This is a genomic window from uncultured Alloprevotella sp., assembly GCF_963536905.1.
Taxonomy (GTDB): Bacteria; Bacteroidota; Bacteroidia; order Bacteroidales; family Bacteroidaceae; genus Alloprevotella.
On the sequence record NZ_CAUTBW010000004.1, the window covers coordinates 65,789 to 90,088 of the forward strand.

20 protein-coding genes are annotated in these 24,300 nt (G+C 48.4%); 18 read left to right on the forward strand and 2 right to left on the reverse strand.

The genetic code is table 11. From position 1 onward, the window contains the following. Window positions 1-6 precede the first annotated feature (6 nt). Window positions 7-1,290: a DUF2851 family protein gene (locus ABLA33_RS01405; RefSeq protein WP_347718948.1), complete on the reverse strand. Its 1,284-nt coding sequence runs from the start codon at window positions 1,288-1,290 to the stop codon at window positions 7-9. A 241-nt stretch (window positions 1,291-1,531) separates the two neighbouring features. Between ABLA33_RS01405 and ABLA33_RS01410 the strand changes: the two genes are divergently transcribed. From ABLA33_RS01410 to ABLA33_RS01480, 15 genes are all read left to right on the forward strand, one after another. Beyond that, complete coding sequence (locus ABLA33_RS01410; RefSeq protein ID WP_347718949.1) at window positions 1,532-3,352, forward strand: DEAD/DEAH box helicase; 1,821 nt, start codon at window positions 1,532-1,534, stop codon at window positions 3,350-3,352. Between the two features lie 12 nt (window positions 3,353-3,364). After that, window positions 3,365-4,021 carry a porin family protein gene (locus ABLA33_RS01415; protein WP_347718950.1) on the forward strand — a complete coding sequence of 219 codons (657 nt, stop codon included), beginning with the start codon at window positions 3,365-3,367 and terminating at the stop codon, window positions 4,019-4,021. A gap of 574 nt (window positions 4,022-4,595) precedes the next feature. Further along, window positions 4,596-5,465: an OmpA family protein gene (locus ABLA33_RS01420; RefSeq protein WP_311489839.1), complete on the forward strand. Its 870-nt coding sequence runs from the start codon at window positions 4,596-4,598 to the stop codon at window positions 5,463-5,465. Window positions 5,466-5,622: 157 nt separating this feature from the next. Further along, window positions 5,623-5,751, forward strand: coding sequence for a hypothetical protein (locus tag ABLA33_RS01425; protein ID WP_347718951.1), 129 nt, complete (start codon window positions 5,623-5,625; stop codon window positions 5,749-5,751). A 116-nt stretch (window positions 5,752-5,867) separates the two neighbouring features. Next, window positions 5,868-7,154, forward strand: coding sequence for a methionine adenosyltransferase (gene metK / locus ABLA33_RS01430; protein ID WP_347718952.1), 1,287 nt, complete (start codon window positions 5,868-5,870; stop codon window positions 7,152-7,154). A gap of 53 nt (window positions 7,155-7,207) precedes the next feature. Further along, a complete protein-coding gene (locus ABLA33_RS01435) occupies window positions 7,208-7,783 on the forward strand; it encodes a TIGR00730 family Rossman fold protein (RefSeq protein WP_347718953.1) in 576 nt (191 codons plus the stop codon). Further along, window positions 7,783-8,820, forward strand: coding sequence for a DUF4271 domain-containing protein (locus ABLA33_RS01440; protein ID WP_311489843.1), 1,038 nt, complete (start codon window positions 7,783-7,785; stop codon window positions 8,818-8,820). The genes ABLA33_RS01435 and ABLA33_RS01440 overlap by 1 nt, the downstream gene beginning before the upstream one ends. 17 nt (window positions 8,821-8,837) lie before the next feature. Then, window positions 8,838-9,578: a uroporphyrinogen-III synthase gene (locus tag ABLA33_RS01445; RefSeq protein ID WP_347718954.1), complete on the forward strand. Its 741-nt coding sequence runs from the start codon at window positions 8,838-8,840 to the stop codon at window positions 9,576-9,578. Window positions 9,579-9,587: 9 nt separating this feature from the next. After that, window positions 9,588-10,031 carry a ribonuclease P protein component gene (rnpA, locus tag ABLA33_RS01450; RefSeq protein WP_347718955.1) on the forward strand — a complete coding sequence of 148 codons (444 nt, stop codon included), beginning with the start codon at window positions 9,588-9,590 and terminating at the stop codon, window positions 10,029-10,031. 75 nt (window positions 10,032-10,106) lie between these two features. After that, window positions 10,107-10,331 carry a membrane protein insertion efficiency factor YidD gene (gene yidD, locus ABLA33_RS01455; RefSeq protein WP_315092404.1) on the forward strand — a complete coding sequence of 75 codons (225 nt, stop codon included), beginning with the start codon at window positions 10,107-10,109 and terminating at the stop codon, window positions 10,329-10,331. Between the two features lie 196 nt (window positions 10,332-10,527). Next, window positions 10,528-11,067: a TatD family hydrolase gene (locus ABLA33_RS01460; protein WP_347718956.1), complete on the forward strand. Its 540-nt coding sequence runs from the start codon at window positions 10,528-10,530 to the stop codon at window positions 11,065-11,067. 181 nt (window positions 11,068-11,248) lie between these two features. Further along, on the forward strand, window positions 11,249-14,140 hold the full coding sequence (locus ABLA33_RS01465) for an outer membrane beta-barrel protein (protein ID WP_347718957.1): 2,892 nt from the start codon (window positions 11,249-11,251) through the stop codon (window positions 14,138-14,140). Window positions 14,141-15,036: 896 nt separating this feature from the next. Further along, the gene (gene tyrS / locus ABLA33_RS01470) at window positions 15,037-16,332 is read left to right on the forward strand and encodes a tyrosine--tRNA ligase (RefSeq protein WP_347718958.1); all 1,296 of its coding nucleotides are present in this window, start codon (window positions 15,037-15,039) and stop codon (window positions 16,330-16,332) included. A gap of 56 nt (window positions 16,333-16,388) precedes the next feature. Beyond that, window positions 16,389-17,150, forward strand: coding sequence for a tetratricopeptide repeat protein (locus ABLA33_RS01475; protein WP_347718959.1), 762 nt, complete (start codon window positions 16,389-16,391; stop codon window positions 17,148-17,150). A 106-nt stretch (window positions 17,151-17,256) separates the two neighbouring features. Continuing rightward, entirely contained in the window at window positions 17,257-18,501 is a 1,245-nt protein-coding gene (locus ABLA33_RS01480; RefSeq protein WP_347718960.1) for a tetratricopeptide repeat protein, read from the forward strand. Window positions 18,502-18,541: 40 nt separating this feature from the next. Here ABLA33_RS01480 and ABLA33_RS01485 read toward each other — a convergent pair whose 3' ends face one another. After that, window positions 18,542-19,720, reverse strand: a complete 1,179-nt coding sequence (locus ABLA33_RS01485; protein ID WP_347718961.1) for an SAM-dependent methyltransferase — start codon at window positions 19,718-19,720, stop codon at window positions 18,542-18,544. A 182-nt stretch (window positions 19,721-19,902) separates the two neighbouring features. Between ABLA33_RS01485 and ABLA33_RS01490 the strand changes: the two genes are divergently transcribed. The 3 genes from ABLA33_RS01490 to ABLA33_RS01500 all read left to right on the forward strand — a co-directional run bounded on the left by ABLA33_RS01490 (window position 19,903) and on the right by ABLA33_RS01500 (window position 23,968). Then, entirely contained in the window at window positions 19,903-21,192 is a 1,290-nt protein-coding gene (locus tag ABLA33_RS01490; protein ID WP_347718962.1) for a histidine acid phosphatase, read from the forward strand. Window positions 21,193-21,358: 166 nt separating this feature from the next. Next, window positions 21,359-23,764 carry a hypothetical protein gene (locus ABLA33_RS01495; protein ID WP_347718963.1) on the forward strand — a complete coding sequence of 802 codons (2,406 nt, stop codon included), beginning with the start codon at window positions 21,359-21,361 and terminating at the stop codon, window positions 23,762-23,764. Window positions 23,765-23,800: 36 nt separating this feature from the next. Continuing rightward, window positions 23,801-23,968 (forward strand): hypothetical protein, encoded by a 168-nt coding sequence (locus ABLA33_RS01500; RefSeq protein WP_347718964.1) that lies wholly within the window; start codon window positions 23,801-23,803, stop codon window positions 23,966-23,968. The last annotated feature ends 332 nt before the right edge of the window (window positions 23,969-24,300 follow it).

A 24,300-nucleotide genomic window follows, 5' to 3' on the forward strand; every position in this document is an offset into this window, starting at 1 on the left:
AATGTTTTATGGAGTTTTGCGTAAATATTCTGTGCCGAAGCGGCAGCGGATACAGTCGCGCTTTTCGCAGTATTCCCGCTTCAGCTGGATGAGGGCTTGGGAGTCGGCCGCATTGCGTACAGGAAGTCCTGCTGCAGTCCAAGAGCGCGTGATGAAATTGTGCTCTGCCCGCGTCTCTTCTAAGAGGTTGAAAGCGCGTTCACAAAGGCTTTCATCGAGACGTTCCTTTCCGTATGTAAATAGCAATGGAGCAACGGTGTTGATGATAATCAAATCGAGACTGGCATTTTGCAACTGCTTCGGGTTCTCAACGGAATCGGTGCCGAAGGTGTAGTGGCGTCGCCAATAGTCCGTTGCCTCAGCGCGCAATAAGGAGCGAAGGCTGTTCAGATTACGTGTTTCAAGGACTCGAGAGAAGTTGACGCCTTGCCGGAAGTAGAGATCTACAAGTTGCGACAAGCGAACGTGGGGGAAGTTTTGTGGGCGGAGTCGGAGAAACTTCCAATGGTGGAAATCCATTGGCGTAAGCGAGAACTTGTGCTTTAGAAAGGCGTATTCCTTTTGCAGACGGCAAAAATAATCATCCCGACGCTCTTGCGCCACTGCTGCATCGTCCAGCAAGCCTGCTTGTCCGAAAAAGAAAGCCTCCACCTGGAACACATTATCACGGTGTTTCCCAACCGCACTTGGCTCAATGAGAAACGCCCATTCTTCGAAAGCTTCCGAATTAACCGAAAAACCAAAGTTGCGAACTAAGGCAATGAAGAATGTACGCTCCCAATCTTTGCACGTGCGTTGTAGATAGCCGCGCAGGCGGTTCGTTTTGTCCTCCAAGCGCTCAGCCGTCAGAGCAGCCAACCATGCGTGTTTCTTGATGTCGGGGAGGTGAGGAATGATGCGATAGCAGGGAGGAAAAGTGTCTTCGTGAAGCAGTTCTTCATAGTTGCGGAGAATCTCGGGCGGAACCGTAAGTACAAGTTGGGGCAAGGATTTGCCATCGAGCGTAAGTGCCTGCTCATCGGCAACGGAAACCACATGGAGCACTACGTTGTTGTATGCAGCGTCCTGCTGGTGCTGATGTCGAAACCAATCCGAAGCACGTTCATGAATTTCAACATTTCCCACCCACAATTGCCCGCCTATTTTCACTTTTGCGTTAAAGAAGTCGGGACCAGCATTGAAGTTGTGTAGACCGGGATCTATGATGTCAACCTCGGCGCCGTCTTCCGTGTGCAACGCTCCGAGGGGGTAGATTCGGTGTTGCCAAACGTAATGGAGCAATTTTTCCATATTTGTGTCCATACTGGTTTAAACGAACAAAGGTAAGGACTTTTCTCGGAACGTGCAAGTATGCTTACTCCCGCCTTTTCTGCTCACGGGGTAAGATTTTCTCCCTGCAGGTGAGAAAAAAGATTGAAATTGTCAATAATTCAAGACAAAAGAGAAAGCGGGCACAATACTTCTGTCTATAATTTATTTTGTACTTCCTTATTATAGGTGTACCTTTGCCACGATTACAAAAGACATTGATTTGAAGACATTTGAAGAACTCGGCGTTTCGGAGGCTATCCGTCGCGCTGTGGAAGAACTGGGATACGAACAACCTATGCCCGTTCAAGAAGAAGTGATTCCCTATCTTTTAGGCGAGAACAACGACGTGATTGCACTTGCTCAAACGGGAACGGGTAAGACGGCAGCATACGGGCTGCCCATTTTGCAAAAGGTGAATCCCAGTAGCCGATCTACGCAGGCAATAGTGCTAAGCCCCACGCGTGAGCTCTGCCTGCAGATTGCAGACGATTTGAAAGATTATTCCCGCTATATCGACGGTCTCTATGTGCAGGCTGTTTATGGCGGTGCCAGTATCGACAGTCAGATACGTGCACTGAAAAAAGGAGTGCAGGTTATTGTGGCTACACCTGGTCGCTTGATCGATTTGATGAACCGTGGTGTAGCTCGTTTGGACGAAGTACAGAACGTAGTGCTTGATGAAGCCGATGAAATGCTCAATATGGGCTTCTCGGAAAGTATTGATGCTATCCTTGCGGGAGTGCCCGAGGAGCGAAACACATTGTTGTTCTCGGCCACGATGAGCAAAGAGGTGGAAAATATTGCAAAGAACTATCTCCACAACCATAAAGAAATTGTTGTCGGTTCCCGTAATGAGGGGGCAGAAAAGGTCAATCATATCTACTACATGGTGCAGGCGCGCGATAAATATGCGGCACTGAAGCGTGTGGTGGACTATTATCCGCGTATCTATGCCATAGTGTTCTGTCGGACGCGTATGGAGACGCAAGAGGTGGCCGATAACTTGATTCGCGACGGCTATAATGCCGAGGCGCTCCACGGCGACTTGAGCCAGGCTCAGCGCGACCTAACGATGCAGAAGTTCCGCCAACACACCATTCAGTTGCTTGTGGCAACCGACGTGGCTGCTCGCGGTTTGGATGTGGACGATCTGACGCACGTTATCAACTACGGATTGCCCGACGACATTGAGAGCTACACTCACCGCAGCGGCCGAACAGGGCGTGCAGGTAAGCGAGGTACGAGTATCTGTATTATCCACCAGCGTGAGAAAGGGAAAGTACGCGCCATAGAGCGTATTCTGGGCAAAGAGTTCGAGGTCGGTGTTCTGCCAGAGCCCAAGGAAATTTGTACCAAACAGCTCTATCACGTCATCGACCGCTTGGAACATCAGGAGGTCGACGAAAACGAAATTGCACCCTTCATGCCCGAAGTGCTTCGCAAGCTCGATTGGCTCACAAAGGAAGACCTCGTGAAGCGCGTAGTTGCAGATGCTTTCGGACAGTTCCTAAAATATTACGCCAACGCACCAGAAATCCTACAGCCGAAAGATCGTGGCGGTAAGCACGATGAAGGCGGTGGTTTCTCACGTCGTGGACGTCGTGAGGACGGACCACGCCGCGCCGAAGCAGGTTATACTCGGTTGTTCATCAATTTAGGGAAGCGCGATAATTTCTACGCTCGAGAAATTATCAACCTTATCAATCGCCATGTGAAAGGCAATGTGGAAATCGGACGTATTGATTTGACGCAGAATTGCTCTTTCTTCGAGGTTCCCGAAGGTGATGCCGAAATCGTTCTCAAGAAGATGCGCCGCACCAAGGTAGGCGATCGCCCTGTTGTAGTGGACAATGCCGATAGGGATGCTTCTGCCACAGAAGAACGCAGGGGACGTAAGCAAGCAGGAAAGGGACGTGGCGAGCGCAGTGCTCGTGGTGAACGTTTCGATAAGCCGCGTAAACGTCGCTCGGACGAAACTGCAGCGAAACAGCCGAAGAAGAAAAATAACAAAGAAGCCGACTGGCGGAAATTTTTTGAATAAACATAACAATACATGATAAGAAAACTCATTATGGGGCTGCTCTTGTTGCTCGCTATGCCAGCAGCAGCGCAGCATTTGCAAATGAAGATTGGGGGCGGTTTTGCTTCCCACCATTCTGATGCCAAACTTGTTGGTGCTTTCAAGGCAGGTTTGGGCTATGAGATTGAACTTAGTCAGCACTTGACGGTGACGCCATGGCTCACAGCTTATGCTAAAGGCTGGAAGGACAAGGATCAAGTGGTGAAGTATTATGACGAGCACGGAAATCCTATTCTTAATGCCGATGGTACACAGCGTACCGGCATAAAGAGCCGCACAACATCAGCTAATTATTTGGAAGTGCCCGTCCTTTTCAACTACTATCTGCGCCTGGATGAGTCGCGCTACGTTGTTTTGAGTGCAGGACCTTATGCAGCTCTTGGTATCAACGGTCAGCAAAAGACGCGTGGAGATGCCGAACAAGAAGGTAGTCGCAAGGTCTTTTATAAGACTTCTACGTTCAAAGGAGCAGGCATTCATCGCTTCGATGCGGGGCTGACGGTAGGAGTAGGCTATCAATTTCCCACTCATATCACCGTGGGTGTGGAAACAGATTTCGGTCTCCTTTCCTTTGATAAATCGGGTGCGCGCAACGTTTCTGGGCTCATTACTTTAGGCTATCAGTTCTAAATACCCTGTTAGTGGTATTGCAGCCCTATAAGAACTGCCCTACCTTTGCACTCGGATTCAAGGTGGAAGTTTTCCCCAATGAGTTATAGTAAATTTAAATTGTTATGTTCCAAAAATAGCCAGCGCGAGTGAGCGTTGGCTTTTGGTTTTTTATGCGGGTGTGCTTTCTTGTGCGGATTGTCGCTATCAGTTCTCCTCTTTTCCCTTTCATCTTCTATTGTTTCATGGTAAGCAAAAGTGGGGTGTTGCTCATTCGTAAAGCGTTGATATATATGGTAATAATGTGGGCCGTGTTTTTCCTTATTGCGTCAGCTGACACAATAAGGCTGTCAGTTCACGCAATAAGGCTGTCAGCTGACACCCTTATTGTATTTTTGAACAGCTCCTAATAAGGCTATCGGTCCCTTCTTTTTGTGGTTTCACCAAAAAGTTGTGCAGCAAAAAGGGTGGGAGGGGAGGAATGGGCGCAATAAGCAGAAACCCTTGTAAAAACCGCAAGAATCATTAAAACATACTAAATGATTTGTCTGGTTCAGATAAAAGGCCTATTTTGCGAGCTGGAACAATAAATCCAATGTACATAATGAAAATCAGAAGTATCCTTTTCCCTGTTTTAGCAGGTGCACTTATGCTGAGCAGTTGTGCCAGCAAGAAAGAGTTTGAGGCATTGAAAGCTGAAAATGCAGAGCTCAAACTGCAAAACCAAGACACTCGTATCAATTTGGCTGAGTGTAACGCGAATTCTAAGAATCTCCAAGATCGTCTGGCGGAAGAGCAGCGCCGCGTGGCTGATTTGCGCAAAGACTATCAGACGCTGCAAGGCTCCCTCGATAAGAGTTTGCAACAGAATAATCAAGGCAACATCAACATTTCGAAGTTGGTGGACGAAATCAACGCTTCCAATCGCTTCATCAAGCAACTCGTTGAGGCTAAAACGAAGAGCGATTCACTGAATATGGTGCTCACCAATAATCTGACGCGTTCGCTCAATCGCGACGAACTTCAGGAAGTGGATGTTCAAGTTCTCAAGGGCGTTGTTTACATCTCTCTGGCCGACAATATGCTCTACAAGAGCGGCAGTTATGAAATCAACGACCGCGCAAGTGAGACGCTTTCCAAGATTGCAAAAATCATCAAGGACTATAAGGACTATGATGTGCTCGTGGAAGGTAACACTGACCCTGTGCCCATTTCTCGCACCAATATCCGCAACAACTGGGATCTCTCCTGCCTCCGCGCCTCCAGCGTTGTACAGGCACTCCAGAATCAGTATGGTGTGAATCCAGCCCGTCTGACAGCTGCTGGTCGTGGCGAGTATAACCCCATCACCGCAAACGATTCTGACTTAGGCAAGCAGCGCAACCGCCGCACACAGATTATTATTACGCCGAAGCTCGACCAGTTTATGGATCTTATCGATAAAGCTCCAAACACTAACGAGTAAGAGAAACCTCACATCGGGTCAGTCCAAACAGAATGGGCTGACCCGATTTTTTTTATTATGTCTTACTCTTGCCGAACTATACAAAAAGGGGAGTTTTACATAAAATAACAGTATTTATTTCTCCTTTTCTTGGTGGTGCGGAGAATAGGCGCTAACTTTGCAACGCAAAGTGGAAAAGATGTGGCATGAGCCTTTTGTGCTGCGCTATGTTCGCTCCACCGATACCGAGGATAGATTTGGCTGCTTGCAACCTCGTAAAAAGAATGCTAAAATGACCGACGGTTAAGTCCACAAAGGTAATGCCGTCTTGATGGATAAAGCGCCAACGGAGGGCGCTTATTTTTTTGTTCCCTCCGTAAGCCATCGCTACAGATTTATTCATTCTTACATTTCAAAAAAACTATGTATTTATTCACTTCCGAATCGGTGTCTGAGGGACACCCCGACAAGGTGGCCGACCAAATATCGGACGCCGTGCTTGACGAACTGCTCGCTTTCGATTCCAGTTCTAAAGTAGCTTGCGAAACAATGGTGACGACCGGACAAGTAGTCGTTGCTGGGGAAGTAAAGTCAAACGCTTGGGCCGACTTGCAGACCGTGGCGCGCGACGCTATTGCCCATATTGGTTATACCAAAGCCGATTATAAATTCGACTCTGAAAGCTGTGGCATTTTCAGTGCCATTCACGAGCAGAGTGCCGACATCAATCGCGGTGTTGAGCGCGTTGATGCAGAAAATCAAGGTGCTGGCGACCAAGGTATGATGTTTGGTTATGCCAATAATGAGACCGACAGCTACATGCCGCTGCCTCTCTCCTTGGCTCACGACTTGATGATTACGCTCTCCCGTATCCGCCGCGAGGGGAAGGTGATGACCTATCTCCGCCCCGATGCAAAGAGCCAAGTAACGGTGAAATACGACGATAGCGACCACGCCGTGGCTATCGATACCATTGTTATCTCCACGCAGCACGATGAGTTCATCTCCGCAGCCGAAGCTGGCAGTCAGGAGAAGGCCGATGAGCAGATGTTGGCAAGAATTCGTGAGGACGTTATCAATATCCTCATTCCGCGCACCATTGAAGAGCGTGTCAATACCCCAGAAATCAAAGCACTTTTCGAAAATAGCGACATCAAGTATCATGTAAACCCCACAGGCAAGTTTGTCATTGGTGGACCGAACGGTGATACAGGTCTGACAGGACGTAAAATCATTGTCGATACTTATGGAGGTCGCGGCGCTCATGGTGGTGGTGCTTTCTCGGGCAAAGATCCCTCGAAGGTAGACCGTAGTGCTGCTTACGCTGCTCGTCATATTGCTAAGAATATGGTGGCAGCAGGTGTGGCCGATGAGATGCTCGTTCAGTTGAGCTATGCTATCGGTGTGGCTGAACCCATTAGTATCTATGTCAACACTTACGGCAAGAAGCATGTTGCTTTGAGCGATGGCGAGATTGCAGAAAAGATCAAACAGCTCTTCGATCTTCGTCCCTACGCCATTGAGCAGCGTCTGAAATTGCGCAACCCCATCTATGTGGAAACAGCACGCTACGGCCACATGGGCCACAATCCGCGCATGAAACACAAGGTGTTCCGCCTCGGTAATGAGGTGAAAGAAATGGATGTTGAGCTCTTCACCTGGGAAAAGCTCGACTATGTTGAGAAGATAAAGGAAGCCTTCGGGCTTTAATAAATAAAAAACAAACGTGGCGGGGCTTGCTCCGCCACATTTCAAAGTGACCCATGAAGATAACAGTCTATGGTGCCTCCTCGGGGCAAGTGAAAGATATTTATGTTGAAACGGCTCGCCAGTTGGGCATGATAATGGCTCAGCGCGGTCATGCGCTGGTCAATGGTGCTGGACGTATGGGGCTGATGGCGGCATCTGCCGAAGCCTGCATGGAAGCTGGCGGTCAAGCCATCGGAGTCATTCCACAATTCATGATAGAGCAGGGTTGGCAACACAAGGGGATGTCACAACTCATCGTGACGCGCGATATGCACGAACGCAAAGAGCGAATGGCCGAATTGAGCGATGCTTGTGTGGCACTGCCCGGCGGTGTCGGCACTTTGGAGGAGTTGCTCGAAATCATCACATGGAAGCAACTCGGACTTTATCTCAAACCCATCGTTGTGCTCAATGTCGACGGCTGCTTCAGTCCGTTGCTCGAACAGTTGCAACTCGCTGTTGAAGAGCATTTCATGCGTCCTTTACACGCTCAACTCTGGCAAGTGGCAGAGACGGCGGAAGAAGCCGTACACCTCTGTGAGACAACACCCGAATGGGATAAAAACCTACAAAAATTTGCTGCACTCTAATGCAGAAGACAATCGCACTTTTTCAGTCGGATAGTACCCACGCCTATTCTTTTGATGCGGCAGCCTCCGAAGCATCTTCCAGCGGACACGGTTCGCACCAGCTGGGGAATCGTAAACATACGTGGGAAAAAATGGCCCCTCTTGAGGCAGACCCTGATGCTGTTTACACGGAAGAGCAACTCACTGCTGCTCCAACGCGTGTGAGCACGGTAGAGCAGACGGATTTTTTCTCACCGAAAGGAAAAATCCACGACTTCACATTTTATAAGCCACTGTGGGAGAATGCTTTTGTTGACTCGCTACAGCAAAAAATAGAGGTAGTGCCTTTTCGTCCACAAGGCGTTGCGGGAGATCCCGTGCCTTATCGTTTCCGCTCTGACGATTTTGTGACAACCGCGCTCATGCTTTCTTTCTTTCTGATGATTTATGTCATCTCGCGCAGTCGTCACTACCTCAAAAACCATATCAAAAACTTCTTCTCGCCCCACGAGTATAACGATATTTTCGCTCCACGTACGCAGAATGAGTTGCGCGGGCAGCTCTATCTCATCTTCCAGCTGTGTTTTACGTTGGGTGTGCTCACCTTCGATTATATACAATCATTCAAACCGGAAATCTTCAATTCTGTATCGCCCTATAAGATTCTCCTGGTCTCCTCCAGTATCTTCGGCGGTTTTTATTTCTTGAAGATTGCACTCTACTACTTTGTCAATAATGTCTTTTTCGACCGCAAAGTGATTTCCCAATGGAACGACTCCTATCTCTTGTCGCTCTTCTCCATGGGGGTGCTTCTCTTCCCCGTAGCTCTCTTGGTTGTATATTTTGACATCGACTTCCAAACCATGTTGGTACTCTTCTTTAGCGTGTATGCCCTCCTCAAGCTGTTGCTCTTTTATAAGTGCTTTCATATCTTTTCGGAGTATAAATTACACTTTTTGCATATAATTTTGTACCTTTGCACGCTAGAATTGTTCCCTCCGCTTATTTTGTGGAGAACTTTGAACTATGTGTTGAATGCGTTAGTCTCTATTGATTAAGAAAGCAATCCGGACAAATGATAAAGAAAATTCTTATTTCGCAGCCAAAACCGGCCTCTGATAAGTCTCCGTATTTTGATCTTGCGAAAACCTATGGGGTGGAATTTGTCTTCCATCCTTTTATTCGAGTAGAAAGTGTGTCGACGAAGGAATTTCGTGCACAAAAAGTGCAAATCCTTGACCACACGGCTATTGTCTTCAATTCTCGACACGCCATCGACCATTTCTTTAATCTCTGTAACGAACTGCGCGTTGCTATTCCCGACGACATGAAGTATTTCGGGCTTTCAGAGAAAATTATGCTTTACATACAGAAGTATGTGCAGTACCGTAAGCGTAAGATTTTCTTCGGAGCAACGGGTAAGTGGGAGGACCTAGTTCAGATTATGGCAAAACACAAGACTGAGAAGTACCTCTTGCCGCAGAGCGATGTGGCCGGTGATGAAGTCTCTGCTATGCTCGAAGCTAAGAAGCTTCAACACACGGAGTGTACGATGTACCGCACTGTTCCCAATGATATGCCGCAAACGCTGGAAGGTTATGATATGGTCATTCCTTTCACGCCGAGTGGTGCTATTGCCATTGCCGATACCTATCCCTCTTTGAAGGACGGCAAGGTGCTGGTGGGTTGTTTCGGAAAGAACACGGCCCAAACGCTCAAAGACGCTGGTATTCCTGTTGCTATGGAAGCTCCTTCTGTTCAAGCCCCTTCTATGACGGGAACGCTTGAGCTCTTCCTCAAGGAAACAAATCAGTAAAGATATTTAATGCCCGTTTTCAGCGGGAAACTCAGCATGGAGAAGCCTTTCGGATTCCCGAAAATAGAACATCTTTGTTTGCGGACGGATGTGGAAGCACTCTTTACCTCAGGCAGTAGAGCTTCCAGTGTCTATCCCCTGCGCGCTGTCTATCGCCTTGTGGATTACGACGGAAAAGGGCCGAAGGTGAAGGTGTTGCTGAGTGTTTCCAAGCGTTGCTTCAAACATGCTGTAGATCGCAACCGCGCGAAGCGACAATTGCGTGAGGCTTACCGCCACCACAAAGACATTCTGCGCGAAGCCCTTCCGGAGAATACCGCTCTCCACATAGGCTTTCTCTGGTTGAGCAATAAGCCTGTTGAGTCGGCCGTGGTAGAAGAGCGACTTGTTAAGCTGATGCAAGGTGTTGGCGATAAGTTGCTAAAAGAACAAGAAAAGAATAACAATGAGTAATTACTACTCCTCTGCTCCTTTCAGAGGTGCACGGAGATGTAATTACTCATTGTTCGTTTATAAAATCCTCACAGAATGCTCCGTCAATTTCTCATCCGTTTGCTGATAGCTCCCATTCGTTTTTATCAGCGTTTCATCTCTCCCCTGACGCCGCCCTCTTGTCGGTTCACCCCGACTTGCTCGCAATATGCCGTTGAGGCCATTCGGAAGCATGGTCCTATCAAAGGCCTCTTACTCGCCATTTGGCGCATCCTCCGCTGCAACCCTTGGGGCGGCAGCGGCTATGACCCAGTACCATAACCCCGTTTTTGAATGTGCTAATGTGGGGAATGTGCTAATGTGCTAATGTGCGGCTTTCGCCGTTTCGTCTGCCATGTTTTACATTTCCCCTTTAGGACAAGCCATATTTTCACCTTTTCACATTAGCACATTCAAAAAACTCAGTATTCTCTGCATTAGCACATTAGCACATTCCCCACATTAGCACATTAAAAACATGGATTTCCACACTCACAATCAGCAAGCAGCACCAGGAACGGCCATTGTCAATCTGCCGCTCGACATTGTGCAGCAGCCAGAAACGTTTCAGCCCGTGGCAGGTGGACTCTATTCCGCAGGCATTCATCCCTGGTGGACAGAGGAGGACGATGTTGAGGCTCTGTTTGTAGGGCTGAAACAGCTTTTGGAGCATCCGCAGGTAGTGGCGTTGGGAGAATGCGGACTTGACCGTTTGCGCGGAGGAAGTATGGAGTTGCAAGAAACCGTGTTCTGCCAGCAGGTAACATTGTCCGAAACCTTGCAGAAGCCTCTCACGATTCATTGTGTTCGTGCCTTTGATATTCTCTTGCAACTCAAGAAAAAGCTCCGCCCTACGCAGCAATGGACGATTCATGGTTTCCGTGGTCGTCCTGCCTTGGCTCAGCAGTTGCTCGATGCGGGCTTCGATTTGAGTTTCGGAAAACAGCGCAATGAGGAATCCTTCGCCCTTACGCCTCCCACGCGCCGCCATGAAGAAACCGACGATGATTGGTTGTAGTTCTCTGATATAGTACAACATATCCTCTTATACACGGTTCATCCCCGAATTGTACAGGTTTTTATGAGTAAAGAAAAGTACCTGTACAATTCGGGGATGAACCAAAAACTTAGAAAAAGTGAGGCCATTTAAATCTTTTTTTTACTTTTGCCACACAGACATAGCAAATCATAATATTTATATGCAGTATTTTCTCCTTTTTCTTGGATTACTCTTCTCTTTGCCAGCTTTTTCGCAAAAGGACTCCATTATGGTGTATGGCAATATTGCGGACGCTTTCACTGGTGCAATTATTGAAGATGGAACTATTGATGTATTGTCTCCCGATTCTACGGTACTCTTTCCAGGAGAATGGGCGTACAATATCGATGACGGTGTGCGGACAGCTTCGCTCTATTATTGTAAGGTTCCCGAAGAAGGCAACTATATCATTCGGCTTCAGCACCCCAATTATTTCCCGCTCTACTTTCCCATCACTGTAAAGTTGGGCACGCGCAATAGTGGTTTTGTGGTAATTCCTCAAAAAGCCCTCATGCGTAAGTGTCCCAAGGAGCAAAAGCTGGGAGAGGCCGTGGTGAGGGCTACGAAGATAAAAATGGTAATGAAAGGCGACACTCTCGTTTACAACGCCGACGCCTTCCAACTTTCGCAAGGATCGATGCTCGATGCACTGATTGAGCAACTGCCGGGGGCGCAACTCAATGAGAGCGGCGTGATCACGGTGAACGGCAAGCGGGTGAGCAGTCTGCTGGTCAATGGCAAGGATTTCTTCCGCGGCGACCCCAAAATTGCGTTAGAAAACCTTCCTGCCTACATGGTCAACAAAGTCAAGGTCTACGAGCAACAAAGCGACTTTGAGGAGATGACGGGTCTGAAGGAAGTGGAGCGGCCGCTGGTGATGGATGTCAATCTCAAGCGGCAATATTCCATCGGCTGGATTGCCAATGCGGAGGCTGCACGCGGCACGAAAGACAAGTACTTGATGCGATTGTTTGCGCTGCGATTCTCAGACTTGTCACGCTTAGCGATTTTCGGCAGTATCAACAACACCAACGACACACGGCGCCCAGGAGCAAAGGGCGAGTGGTCGCCGTCCTATCTGCCGCAGGGCTTGCAAACGAGCAAAACGGCCGGAGCGGAATACAGTTACGAAAATCGCCACAAGACGTTTGAATGGACGAGCAATGTGGACGTGACACACACCGACAACTACACGCTCACCACCTACAACCATGAGAGTTTTCTGCCCACTCAGCGCTCCTTCTCACTCAATCGTTCGGAAGCGAATAACCACACGACGTGGTTTAACACGAGTCATCGATTTTCTCTGAAAAAAGCGGTGCGACAATCAGGGCAAATCAGTTTCAACTACGACAAAAACACCAACGACGCCACGCAACGTGCCGGCGAGGTGGGCGTCAATCCGTTTGAGCTGGTGCCCAATGGAGAGGTGCTCGATGAGCTGTTTCGCCCAGGCAGCACGCGCCTGCAGCAGTTGGCACGCAACCGTCGCTATTCGCTGATGCGCGGCAATGGCGAGAATTGGCGCTTGAGTGCACCCTATCAATTACGTTGGAGTCCTTTTCAGCAGTCGGGGGTGAACGACTTCTTCTCTTTTAATTTCTCAGGAGTTTACGACCGACATCGCGCTCAGACTTTCGACCACTATCGTTTGGAATATCTCGGTGCGGGAAGTGGAACAAACGACTTCCGCAACCGCTATCGCAGTGCTCCCTCCCATCATTACAACTTCAATACGGAGGCATCTTATTTAATGCCTTTTGGCGCGTTTTGGCCGACCTTGAGCTACAAATATTCGCAAGACTATCGTGATGCCAACACCAACTTCTACCGCCTCGATCGGCTTGCGGGATGGGGTGCCAGCACCGACTTTGCGCCGGGCATGCTCCCCTCGGCAACGGCCGACATGATGCAGGCACTTGACGCGCCCAACAGCGGACACTCGCGCTTGTGGCAGCGGCGGCATCAGGTGAGCCTGCGCTTGGAATATCGCACGAAGCATCAAAACCGCACTACAATAGCCTTCCAACTTCCGTTGCGTTGGGAACTGGAGCATTTGTTGTTCGACAAAGTCGGGCAGCACTTCGACCGAAATCGAACGCAGGCATTGTTTTCTCCGCAGGTCTATCTTCACCAACAGTTTCAGAAAGGAGAGACCAGTCATGTGTTCATCCTCAACTACTCGCTGTCACGCGCAATGCCCGACTTTATCTATGCCCTCGAGTTGGAGGACAGTTCCAATCCGCTCTACATCCAAAGGGGAAATGCCCACTTGGTGCCAAGCACCACACAAAACCTTTCGTTTACAATGAACACATTTAAGAAGAAAAGGAAACTCTACGACTTGAATCTGTCCTACCAACGTACTTCCAACGCGCTGGCCACAGAACGCACCTACAATCCTACCACAGGAGGATATATGACGCACCCGGTCAATGTGAACGGCAACTGGCGCACCGACGGCACTTTCAGCACCAATGGACAGTTTGGTGCGAACAAAGCTTTCGATTGGAGCAGCCACTCCTCTTTCTCCTACGACCACAATGTCGATATGGCCAACGTGGTCGGCAGTACCACGCATGAGTTGAGCACCATCGGTAGTCTTTATCTCCGCGAACGGCTTTCGGTCAACTATTCGCAACGCGGTTGGCACTTGGGAGCAAAAGTGCAAGGCAGTTACAATCGCATGACCGGCCAACGCAGCGACTTCAAGCAGATCAGCGCGTGGGACTACAGTTACGGACTGACTGCACGCCTCCCATTGCCGGGTAAGGTGGGGCTGAGTACGGACTTCACAGTATTCAGCCGTCGAGGCTACACCGACACGCAGCTCAACACCAACCACTTCATTTGGAACCTTCGCCTCGAGCGCAGCATTCTGCACGGAAATCTGACCTTTGCTCTCGATGGTTTCGACCTGCTGCACGAACTTTCCAACGTGACACGCACAGTCAATGCACAAGGCCGCACTGAAACCTACCACAATGTCATTCCTTCCTACTTCATGTTTCACGCCATCTATAAGTTCAACCTGTCACCTAAAAAACGATAAAATAAAGACAAGCAGTTACAATCTCTACTTACAAGATTCAACAGGCATGGTTATATATAATGTTTAGGTTCATCCCCGAATTGCGTTGGTACTTTTCTTTACTCATAAATACCTGTACAATTCGGGGATGAACCCTCTTTTTCTTTCCGCAATATCCTTAAGTTGGTATTGCGGTTTTTTGTTGAATCCTCACACAGCAAGTGTAGATGAGTGAAGAGGTGTACGAGTAGAAGTGAGTGCTGTGCGACACCTCGGGTGTCGGAAATGGAAATTGTTACTTCTCCCATGGGGTCTCCCTTCGGGCATTACCCGCGGTTACACATGGTGTGTCCTCGCTGGGGACATTATTATTGCGTTCGAAAATACAATAAGGCTGTCAGTTCACATCCTTATTGTGTCAGTTCACATCCTTATTGTGTCAGTTCACATCCTTATTGCGTCAGCCAGCACGCTTATTGTGTCAACCAGCGCGCTTATTGTGTGAGAGCTTACACCTAAGAAACGTTGAACTGAAGAGAGCTACAATCTCTTCTCCTGTAGTTTGATTTTTTGTTGTCACGTCGTCACGTTGTCACACTTTGCGGTTAAACACTTGAAATAATGAGTATTACGAGCGTGACAATAGTGTGACAACAAAATAGAACCACATGAGTTGTTGTCACGCATATAAGCGTTTGTCGTTCAGTATGTTTGAAAGATCTGTGACAACGTGACAACAAAATGACGAAATTTTCAGGAGAGGGCGAGAAGCTATATTTATCATCGATATGTCTTGTTCTTTTCGTTCATATTTGCAGCAGAGGGCGAGAGAAAAAACCTCCTGTCGTGCGAACATATACTATTCCGAGAAAAAGGCGTATCTTTGTACGCAAAATCATAAAACAGATAAACAAACGATGAATTTCGTAGACGAACTCAAATGGCGCGGTATGCTCCATCAGATGATGCCGGGCACAGAAGAACTTCTTGCAAAAGAACAAGTAACGGCTTATGTAGGTATTGACCCTACGGCTGATTCCCTCCATATTGGTCACCTGTGTGGCATCATGATGTTGCGCCACTTGCAGGATTGTGGTCATAAGCCGCTCGCGCTTGTTGGCGGTGCTACGGGTATGATTGGCGACCCCTCCGGTAAGAGCCAGGAGCGCAATCTGCTCGATGAGGAGACTTTGGCGCACAACATCCGTTGCATCAAAGAGCAGCTCTCTCGCTTTCTCGACTTTGAGTCCGACGCTCCCAACCGTGCCGAACTCGTCAACAACTACGATTGGATGAAGGGGTATTCCTTCCTCAATTTTGTCCGCGACATCGGTAAGCACATCACAGTGAACTACATGATGGCGAAGGATAGCGTGCAAAAGCGTTTGAACGGTGAAGCACGCGATGGTTTGAGTTTCACGGAGTTTAGCTATCAGCTCCTTCAAGGCTACGACTTCCTCCACCTCTATCAAGAAAAGAACTGCAAACTGCAAATGGGCGGTTCGGACCAGTGGGGAAATATCACGACAGGTGCGGAATTGATTCGTCGCACACTCGGTTCTGAAAATCAGGTGTTCGCCCTCACGTGTCCGCTCATCACGAAAGCCGATGGACGCAAGTTTGGTAAGACAGAAAATGGTAATATCTGGCTCGATGCCAAGCGTACCACTCCTTATGAGTTCTACCAGTTCTGGCTCAATGTGGCCGACGACGACGCCGAACGCTACATCAAGATTTTCACTACGCTTTCTCAAAGTGAAATCACAGCCATCATCGACGAGCACCGTCAGGATCCAGGTTGCCGCACCTTGCAGAAGCGACTTGGCGAAGAGGTGACGAAGATGGTTCACGGTGAGGAAGAATACAAGAAAGCCCTCGAAGCCTCCAATATCCTCTTCGGAAAGGCCACAAAGGAGAACCTCCTCAAGCTCGATGAAGCTACGCTCTTGGCTGTCTTTAGCGGTGTGCCCCATTTTGAGGTGAGCCGCACCGAAGCCCTTGATGCCAAAGCCGTCGACCTCTTTGCAGAAACCACCAAGTGTTTTGCTTCTAAAGGCGAAATGCGCAAACTTGTGCAGGGCGGAGGAGTGAGTCTGAACAAAGAAAAACTCGAAGCGTTCGACCGCACTATCACTGCCGACGATCTCCTCGATGGGAAATATCTCCTCGTGCAGCGCGGTAAGAAGAACTACTTCCTCATCACAGTGAAGTAAGAGAAACTTTCGTGCTCATCGAGCCGGTTCAAGACACATTCAAAACATCTTCAAAGATGGACGAAAAAGAATTAGAAAAATATACAGTAGCGGCTGAAGCTGGCGATGCGTCGGCACAGTACAATTTAGGCGTTCTCCTGTCCGAGGGTGACAAGAAACAGCAGAAGAAGGCTTTTGCTTGGACGCTCAAATCAGCAAAGCAGGGCTTTGCCAAGGGGCAGAGTTTGTTAGCCCATTTCTATACCAACGGTATAGGCGTAGGTCAGAACCCCGATAAGGCTTATGATTGGTATAAAAAGGCGGCTATGCAGGGTGAAGCAAAAGCCGAACGCTTTATGGGTTTGGATGCTCTGCATGGTATTGTGGGCGAAAAAGATGTTGAAGCGGCAGCCGAATGGATTCGGAAAGCTGCTGCCCATGGTTCGGACGATGCCTCTTGCGACTTGGCGGGAATGTTGCTGCGCGGAGAGGGGATGAAGCAAGACCTTGATGAGGCTTACCATCTCTTTGAGCAATTGGCAGAGAAAGGTCTTCCTGCTGCAAAATATAACCTTGCCATCTTTTGTTTGGACGGCTATCCCAACGGGCGTGAAGTCCAGCGCGCTGTGCAGCTCTTAGAGGAGGCAGCAGCAGGTGGAGTGCCAATCGCCAATGTCACACTGGCGCAAATCTATATGGAAGGCGTTGATGATGTGCAGAAGGATTTCGACAAAGCAACGGACAGTGTTGCGCCACTGCTCAAAACTGGACCTGCTCCTTTGAGGCGTATCGCCAAAGATGTGCTGAAAGAAATCGACCGCCTCGAGAGCGAAAAATAAGACAACAGAAGCTACTCAATAGCTTTTATACTTAATCGGACGAGTTAGACAGGTCAAACCAGTCGGACTCGTCCGCTTTTTTCTTTTTATCTCACCTCAACAAACCATGCGTACCCTCTTTCTTTTCCTCTCCTTTATGCTCTCCCTCGTCCTTATTGCACAACCCGCACAAAATGAGTATCGCTGGGGGATGGCCTATTTGCGCTCGGAGCAATATACCGAAGCCGTTAAATCGCTCACAAAGGCGGCCGAAAAGGGCAATCCTGCCGCAGCTGTGCAGCTCGGTATGCTCTATCATCAAGGGCGGGGTGTGGAGCAGAACGATGAGCGCGCTGTTGAGTACTACGGGCGTGCAGCTCAGAAAGGTGACGCCAAGGGGCAGTACCTCTTAGCCAATATGATGCAAATGGGCATCGGCACGCCGAAAGATCCCGCAGCGGCAGCTTTCTATTACGCTAAGGCGGCGCGCCAAGGCAATGTGGAAGCCCAGCGCGAACTGGCGGAGATGCTCTATCGCGGCAATGGCGTGCAACGTGATCGCAAAGAGGCGGCGCGTTGGTATACCGAACTGGCGGCGCGCCCCGATTCCAACGCGCTCTTTATGCTCGGCGGAATGTATGAATATGGCGATGGGGTGAAAAAAGACTCATTGCGGTCCGCTGCTTATTATCAGCAAGCGGCGCGTTTGGGACATTCGCAAGCTATGCTGACTTTGGGCTATCACTACGCTGCTACGCGTTCCGATTCGGCTGAATACTGGTATCGGAAAGCTGCCGACTTGCAGTTGCCCGAAGCGCAATACAATCTAGCGCTGCTTTATTTCAGTCGCGGAAACGTTGCGCAGGGTTTACCATTCTTAGAAGCTGCCGCACGTTTGCATTATGCTGAGGCGGAGAACAATTTAGGGAATCTTTATGCCGAGGGGCGTTATGTGGCGAAAGACCTTGTGCGTGCTTTTCAACTTTATAAACGGGCAGCAGAACAACGACTTCCCGAGGCGCAAAATAACTGTGGAAATATGCTCGAAGCAGGGGAGGGAACAGCTGCCAATCCTGCCAGTGCGTTGGAGTATTACGCCCGTGCAGCGGCGCAAAACTATGCTGAAGCGCAATACAATCTGGCGCGACTTTATGCCACGGGAACAGGAACTGCACAAGATTGGCAAAAAGCAGCTACATGGTTTGAACGTGCCGCTCAACAAGGCAAACCCGAAGCACAATATAACATCGGTATTCTCTACCTCCGCGGTCAAGGCGTTACGGCTGATGCGACAAAAGCTTACCACTATCTCCGCTTAGCAGCTCAGAGTTCCTCTCCCGTTGCCGCGGCTGCTCGCGCTCTTCTCCACTAATTTTGTTTTATTCAAGACTCAGCCCCATTTGATACCTTACTCAAATGGGGCTTTTCTTACACGCTATCAGCAAATGCTCATCCTCGCCGCAGGTAGTTGCAAACCAGTATTCATCACCACCTTCTTTTATTTTGAGCCGCTTGCGGAGTTCTGCCACAGAGGCGGGGAAGTTTCGCACCGTTAAGTTGGCTTGGCGCACATCTCCCTTAAAAGCTTTTAGTTCTTGCTTGTTGAAATGGCTGTAGCGAACCACCTCGAAGATTCTACCTGGGAAGTTTTCGATGCATTTGTCGGAAGTATAGAGATGACTATTGGGGTGAAATTTCTGCAAGCCGAAACGTACTGCCGGAAGTTTGTATGCTCCCGCTTTCAAGATGGCCGCATTGGGTTCGTAGAGGTAGCGGAGGGGGGTAGAGGCGTAGACGGGTAGGGCAGTGGCTTCTTCGTCAGTGCGAAAACTAAATGTTTCTTCATCACAACAAAAGATAGTGGGCGAAACCACTTGTTTTTGGTGCATATTGAGCACCAGAAGGAGATCTTTACATTCTCCGCGCTCCGCCACAATATGCACTTCTTCCGTACAATCCAACTGATTCATAGCGCGGTGAAGATCGAGCATGGGCGAAAGTTTCAGCATCACGTAGCGCGCTTTCTCTCGAAAAAGTGGGAGCAGTTCTATAACGTTCGGTTCGCAATCCTCCAACAGCACCGTTTTGCGCCCAGCAGCATCGCGGCGCGCAGGATCGAGAAACAGCAAATCAACAGTGCTCATCGTGCGCAACAGTTCTGTACCGTCGCCCACTAAGCAATGAGCGTGTTCAAGCTCCAAGAGCGGGAAGTTGTGCGCTGCTATTTCTGCGAGCATTGCGTTGCGCTCAATGTAAGTGGCCTCTCGGAAAAGTTTCGCCACGAAAGAGAAATCAACTCCCAATCCGCCCGTGAGGTCTACCATCGTAGCGCCTTCGGGCAACAAACGTTCTACTACTGCCGCTTTGTAGCGTGCCGCCTTTTCTCCCGAGCACTGTTCCAACGCCAAGCGTGGCGGATAGCGAACTCCATCCACCGCCGCCCACGACGGCACTTTCGTGCGCAGTCGTTGCCACCCCTCAATCTGTTGCAGAATGTAAGCTGTATCGAGGTCGTTGCGCCCACTGAGTTGTAAAGCCAAGCGGGCAACATCGTCTGTGCGGTGCTCTCGGATGTATCTTTCTTCTTTCATACTGCAAAAGTACAGCTTTTTGTTAGAGCATAAAAAGAGAAGCCTCTCAATGGAAGAGGTATCCGAACACTTCCCCTCATGGGAAGCTGGAGGGGGCTTCCTTTTCCCTCTTTTTCTCTCCCTTTCTCTTGGAAAGTCTTTCTAAATCGCTAAATTCGCGACATTAAACAAACGTTCTCTCTATGAAGAAATCAGCACTTCTCCTTCTCTTCGTCTTTGCAGCTTGCACTACTTGGGCGCAGGTGGCACGCGAAGAAATCTTTGCCGATGCTCATCGCTCGGCAGCTAACTATTATGCCTATCCCACTCCGAATGCCAAACTGACACCAGCACCGAAGGGATACGAACCTGTTTATATCAGTGCGTATGCTCGTCACGGTTCGCGCTGGCTCATCCATCCAGAACAGTACACCAAGCCGCTGCAAGTCCTGAAGAAAGCTGCTGCGGCAGGAATGCTTACTCCTGCAGGGCAGCAGGCGCTTGTTGCAGTGGATAGCGTGTATCACATGGCGAACAAACGCTTCGGCGAACTCACAGAAAAAGGTGCGCGCCAGCATCGCGGTATTGCACAGCGCATGTACAAAAACTTCCCCACGGTTTTTGCTGATGGCGCAGTGGTAGATGCTCGCTCAACGGTTGTCATCCGCTGCATCCTCTCCATGGCTAATGAGTGTTTGCAGTTGCAAGCGGAGAATCCGCGTTTGCGCATCAAGACGGATGCCAGCGATCACGATATGTACTATTTGAACGATGAGGACCAACCAGCCGTTCAACGTTTCCGCCATAGCGACGCCATTAAGGCAGCACTCACCAAGGCTTGGGAAGAAAATGTGAAGACAGACCACCTCATGGGAGTCCTCTTCCGCGATGCAGCTTATGTTCGCGATAGTGTCAACGTGGCTTCTTTCGCCAATAACTTCTTTTCTGTGGCGGCTAATATGCAGAGTTGCGATACAAAGCTCGATCTCTACCGCTTTTTTACTCCAGAAGAGTGCTACGGCATTTGGAAATATAGAAATTTAGAGTGGAGCATTCGTTATGGCGATAATAGCCTCTCAAAGGGTGTGATGCCCTATTTGCAGAACAATCTCTTGCGCAATTTCTTAACCACGGCCGACAGTTGCTTGCAGAAGTCCGTACCAGGCGCAACGCTGCGTTTCGGTCACGACGTGGTGGTTCTCCCATTAGCCTGTTTGATGGAGCTTGGCGATTGTGGCAAACAGCAGGGAGGCGATGCCAATCTGTTGGCCGAAAAATGGCGCAATTATGAAATCTTCCCCATGGCGTGCAACATTCAGTGGGTGTTCTATCGCAAAAAGAAAAGTAAAGACCTTCTCGTTAAAGTTTTACTCAACGAGCACGAGATGTCGCTCCCTGTTGCTACTACGCAAGCACCCTATTATCGGTGGGAAGATGTGAGAAAATACTATCAAGAAAAACTCTCACGCTTCCAAATCCCTACCGAAAAATAGCATTTTCTAACGCCTGCAACATTTGTTGTAGGCGTTTTGTAAACAAACTGAATGAAAAAAATATAAAAAAGTCTTTTATATTTATTATTTCTTTGCTTATCTTTGCGCCCAACAGATTACAAAAACTACAATACAATACCATATTACTTAATCAATATTCAATTACATGAGGAAAATTACTTCACTCTTGATGTGCTCACTATTTTATGCAGTGGGTGCATTTGCACAAAACTGGACGCCGAACGTAAGTTCGTCCACTGCTACAATGAAAGTAGCAACAAGTCGTGCAACTTCGGTGACCGCTGCTACAGCAGCAGACGACAATGCTCACTGGTATATCCTTACTCAGAAGCGTGGCGGCGAATCTGCTGCTTATGATGCTGGTAACGGAAAGACGCTGATGCGTCAATCCTCAACTTACACCGCTAGCTACTTTAATACAAAGAAAGCATCTGAGAATACCAACTACTTGGTACGCTTTATTACGGCGGATAATGGTGCATACAATATTCAGTTTGCCAATGGCCGTTATGTTGCTTCTAATTTAACTTCTAGTGCAACTCCAGCCACATATAAGTTCTATCCTATCAAAGGTAATACTACAGGAGACTTTGGTTGGAATCTTACTTCAAATGGTTCTGATTTTAAGAACATTGTAGACAACAATGCTGCAGGCGGAACTGTCGCTTTTTGGAGTAGTGGAGAAGTAAAGAGCCTAGGCGGTAACAACGACTGGTTTATCTATCCCGTTACTTTTGTAGAGGAAGCTCCTTTAACTATTACTTATAATGTTGTAATCAATGGTGAAACAGTAGCTACGGGAACTTCAGAACAGTTCTCTGGTACTCCTGCCGCTTTGCCCGCTAGCTTGCAGAACGACTATTGCACTTATACGCTTAGCAATGCAACAGTAGATGCTGCACATACAACGATTACTGCTACTGCTACAAGCAATGCTCCTTTCCAATTCTCTGCTGATGCAGAACACGCTACTTGGTATTATCTCCAACTTCGTCCTGCAAGCAATAAGTCTTATTTGAGTGCTGATACTGAAGATAAGATGATGGGGCAAGCTGATAAATTCAATACAGCAGAATTCAAGTGGGCTTTTGTTGGTAATCCTTATGCAGTGAAGGTTATCAATAAAGCAACTGGTGATAATGCAGCTTTGGCATACGAAGGTGCAGTGAAAGTGGCTCGTCCTGGTAGCCCTATAAAGGTTGTTGCAGGTAGCTCTATGGCTTGGATGCTTTGCAAGAATGGTGATAATGGTTTCACCCTTCGTTCAACTGAAAATGCTTCTTGCTATCTCCACAATCGTGTAGATGATGGTATCACAACGCTTTCTGCTTCAGAATGGGGCGGTGTAGCTTCTGATGAAGGTTCTACCTTCAAGGTGACAGAAGCTCCTCTTGCAGATGATTACAATGCTCAACTGATTGCTGACTTCTCTAGCTGGTTTGATGTTGCAACGGCTCCTACTCTTGACACTTATTTCACGCTTTCTACTTCAGACTACAATACTCTTAAGGCTCAGTACACTACGCTGAAGGCAACTTGTACAAGTGAACAGTACGAAGGTTTCGTTGAGAATTTCTATCATGCTGTGAAATATCCCGAAACGGGCTACTACTTCTTGAAGAGCACTGCTGGTGGTCAGTATGGCTATATGTCCAGTGATGGTGTAAAGGTTTACGGTAATACAGCAAAGACAGGTGTGAATACTGTTGTTTATCTTGAGAAGCATGAAGAAGAAAGTTTTGTTTACTATACAATCAAGATTCAAGATAAGTATGTAAATAGAGCTTCTCAGAGTAGCGAAGTTGGTATGTCTGCTACAGCTCAAACACCCTATATGGCTGATATTTTCAAACCAGGTGTGATATCTCTTACCGCTAATCCTAATGATCCTTATGCTTTCTTGCATGTCAGTGCAGGTAATCAGTATGCTCTCGTTGGTTGGAAGACTATCAACGACCAGAATCTGCCAATCAATGCTTCTCTTTGGACTGTAGAAGATGCAACAAGCTTTGAAGTTCCTCTCAACGCTGTTAATGGCAAGAGCTATGCAACATTCTGCGCACCGTTTGGTGTAACTGTTGCTGATACTAAGGCTAACACGCTGGAGATGAACGAAAGCAAGACGCGCGTTACTCTCAACGAAATCGCTGAAGTTCCTGCTAACACAGGTGTTCTCCTCGTGAACGAAACGGGTGCTACAACAGCTACTGTTACAATCAAGGCTGACGCAGCTGCAACAGTTGCCAACAATGCTTTGGTTGGTACGCTCGCTCCTCACGCAAAAGCAGCTGGTGACCTCTTCCTTGGCAACAACGAAGGTGTAGTTGGTTTCTACGACTGGGCTGGTACTTCTCTTGCTGCTAACCGTGCATACATCCCCGCAGCAACAGCAGCTGGTGTTCGCGCTCTGCTCTTCGATAACACTACAACAGGTGTGAATGCTGCAACGCTCAACAACGCTTCTCAGAAGGTCTTCGATCTCCAGGGACGCCGCGTTCAAAAGGCTCAGAAGGGTCTCTATATCGTAAACGGCAAGAAGGTTGTTCTCTAATTTCTAAATCTTAACAACTAAATAAAACGAATACAAATGAAGAAGTATATCGTACCTGCCGTAAAGGCGATGAATCTCGAATTGGAGAATCTCATAGCAGATTCTATGAACGCCAATGGAGGTGTAACGACTCCAGTAAATAATGGTGGTTGGACACGTGAAGATAACTGGAATGATTCCGATTGGTCAGAAGATAAAGAATAATCCTTTCATCTTTGAATAAATTGAGGGGAGAATCTCAGCACTTGTGAGATTCTCCCCTTTGTTGTATTTATAGCCTCCCTTACTGTCTGTATCTCTGTATTGCAAGCGCGAAGAGAGTAACTTCTATATGGATAGGGGGTGGCTGCTATGCGACACCGCCGGTGCGGAGAGTGGGTTTGTCTACCTTCCACGGGTTCGCCCTTTGGGCATCACCCGCGGTTACGCATGGTGTGTCCCCTCTGGGGACAGTGGATGAGCACGTGATCCGCTCCTGTCCGATACTGTCCTAAAAAAGTGTGTAAGCTCCAAAGTTCTTATATTTGTAGTGAATA

Bases quoted from the DNA above. Each gene is read 5' to 3' on its own strand.
- ABLA33_RS01405 (WP_347718948.1), bottom strand. From the start codon at position 1,290: ATGGAAAAATTGCTCCATTACGTTTGGCAACACCGAATCTACCCCCTC.
- ABLA33_RS01415 (WP_347718950.1), top strand. From the start codon at position 3,365: ATGATAAGAAAACTCATTATGGGGCTGCTCTTGTTGCTCGCTATGCCA.
- ABLA33_RS01420 (WP_311489839.1), top strand. From the start codon at position 4,596: ATGTACATAATGAAAATCAGAAGTATCCTTTTCCCTGTTTTAGCAGGT.
- metK (WP_347718952.1), top strand. From the start codon at position 5,868: ATGTATTTATTCACTTCCGAATCGGTGTCTGAGGGACACCCCGACAAG.
- ABLA33_RS01435 (WP_347718953.1), top strand. From the start codon at position 7,208: ATGAAGATAACAGTCTATGGTGCCTCCTCGGGGCAAGTGAAAGATATT.
- ABLA33_RS01440 (WP_311489843.1), top strand. From the start codon at position 7,783: ATGCAGAAGACAATCGCACTTTTTCAGTCGGATAGTACCCACGCCTAT.
- ABLA33_RS01445 (WP_347718954.1), top strand. From the start codon at position 8,838: ATGATAAAGAAAATTCTTATTTCGCAGCCAAAACCGGCCTCTGATAAG.
- rnpA (WP_347718955.1), top strand. From the start codon at position 9,588: ATGCCCGTTTTCAGCGGGAAACTCAGCATGGAGAAGCCTTTCGGATTC.
- yidD (WP_315092404.1), top strand. From the start codon at position 10,107: ATGCTCCGTCAATTTCTCATCCGTTTGCTGATAGCTCCCATTCGTTTT.
- ABLA33_RS01460 (WP_347718956.1), top strand. From the start codon at position 10,528: ATGGATTTCCACACTCACAATCAGCAAGCAGCACCAGGAACGGCCATT.
- ABLA33_RS01465 (WP_347718957.1), top strand. From the start codon at position 11,249: ATGCAGTATTTTCTCCTTTTTCTTGGATTACTCTTCTCTTTGCCAGCT.
- tyrS (WP_347718958.1), top strand. From the start codon at position 15,037: ATGAATTTCGTAGACGAACTCAAATGGCGCGGTATGCTCCATCAGATG.
- ABLA33_RS01475 (WP_347718959.1), top strand. From the start codon at position 16,389: ATGGACGAAAAAGAATTAGAAAAATATACAGTAGCGGCTGAAGCTGGC.
- ABLA33_RS01480 (WP_347718960.1), top strand. From the start codon at position 17,257: ATGCGTACCCTCTTTCTTTTCCTCTCCTTTATGCTCTCCCTCGTCCTT.
- ABLA33_RS01485 (WP_347718961.1), bottom strand. From the start codon at position 19,720: ATGAAAGAAGAAAGATACATCCGAGAGCACCGCACAGACGATGTTGCC.
- ABLA33_RS01490 (WP_347718962.1), top strand. From the start codon at position 19,903: ATGAAGAAATCAGCACTTCTCCTTCTCTTCGTCTTTGCAGCTTGCACT.
- ABLA33_RS01495 (WP_347718963.1), top strand. From the start codon at position 21,359: ATGAGGAAAATTACTTCACTCTTGATGTGCTCACTATTTTATGCAGTG.
- ABLA33_RS01500 (WP_347718964.1), top strand. From the start codon at position 23,801: ATGAAGAAGTATATCGTACCTGCCGTAAAGGCGATGAATCTCGAATTG.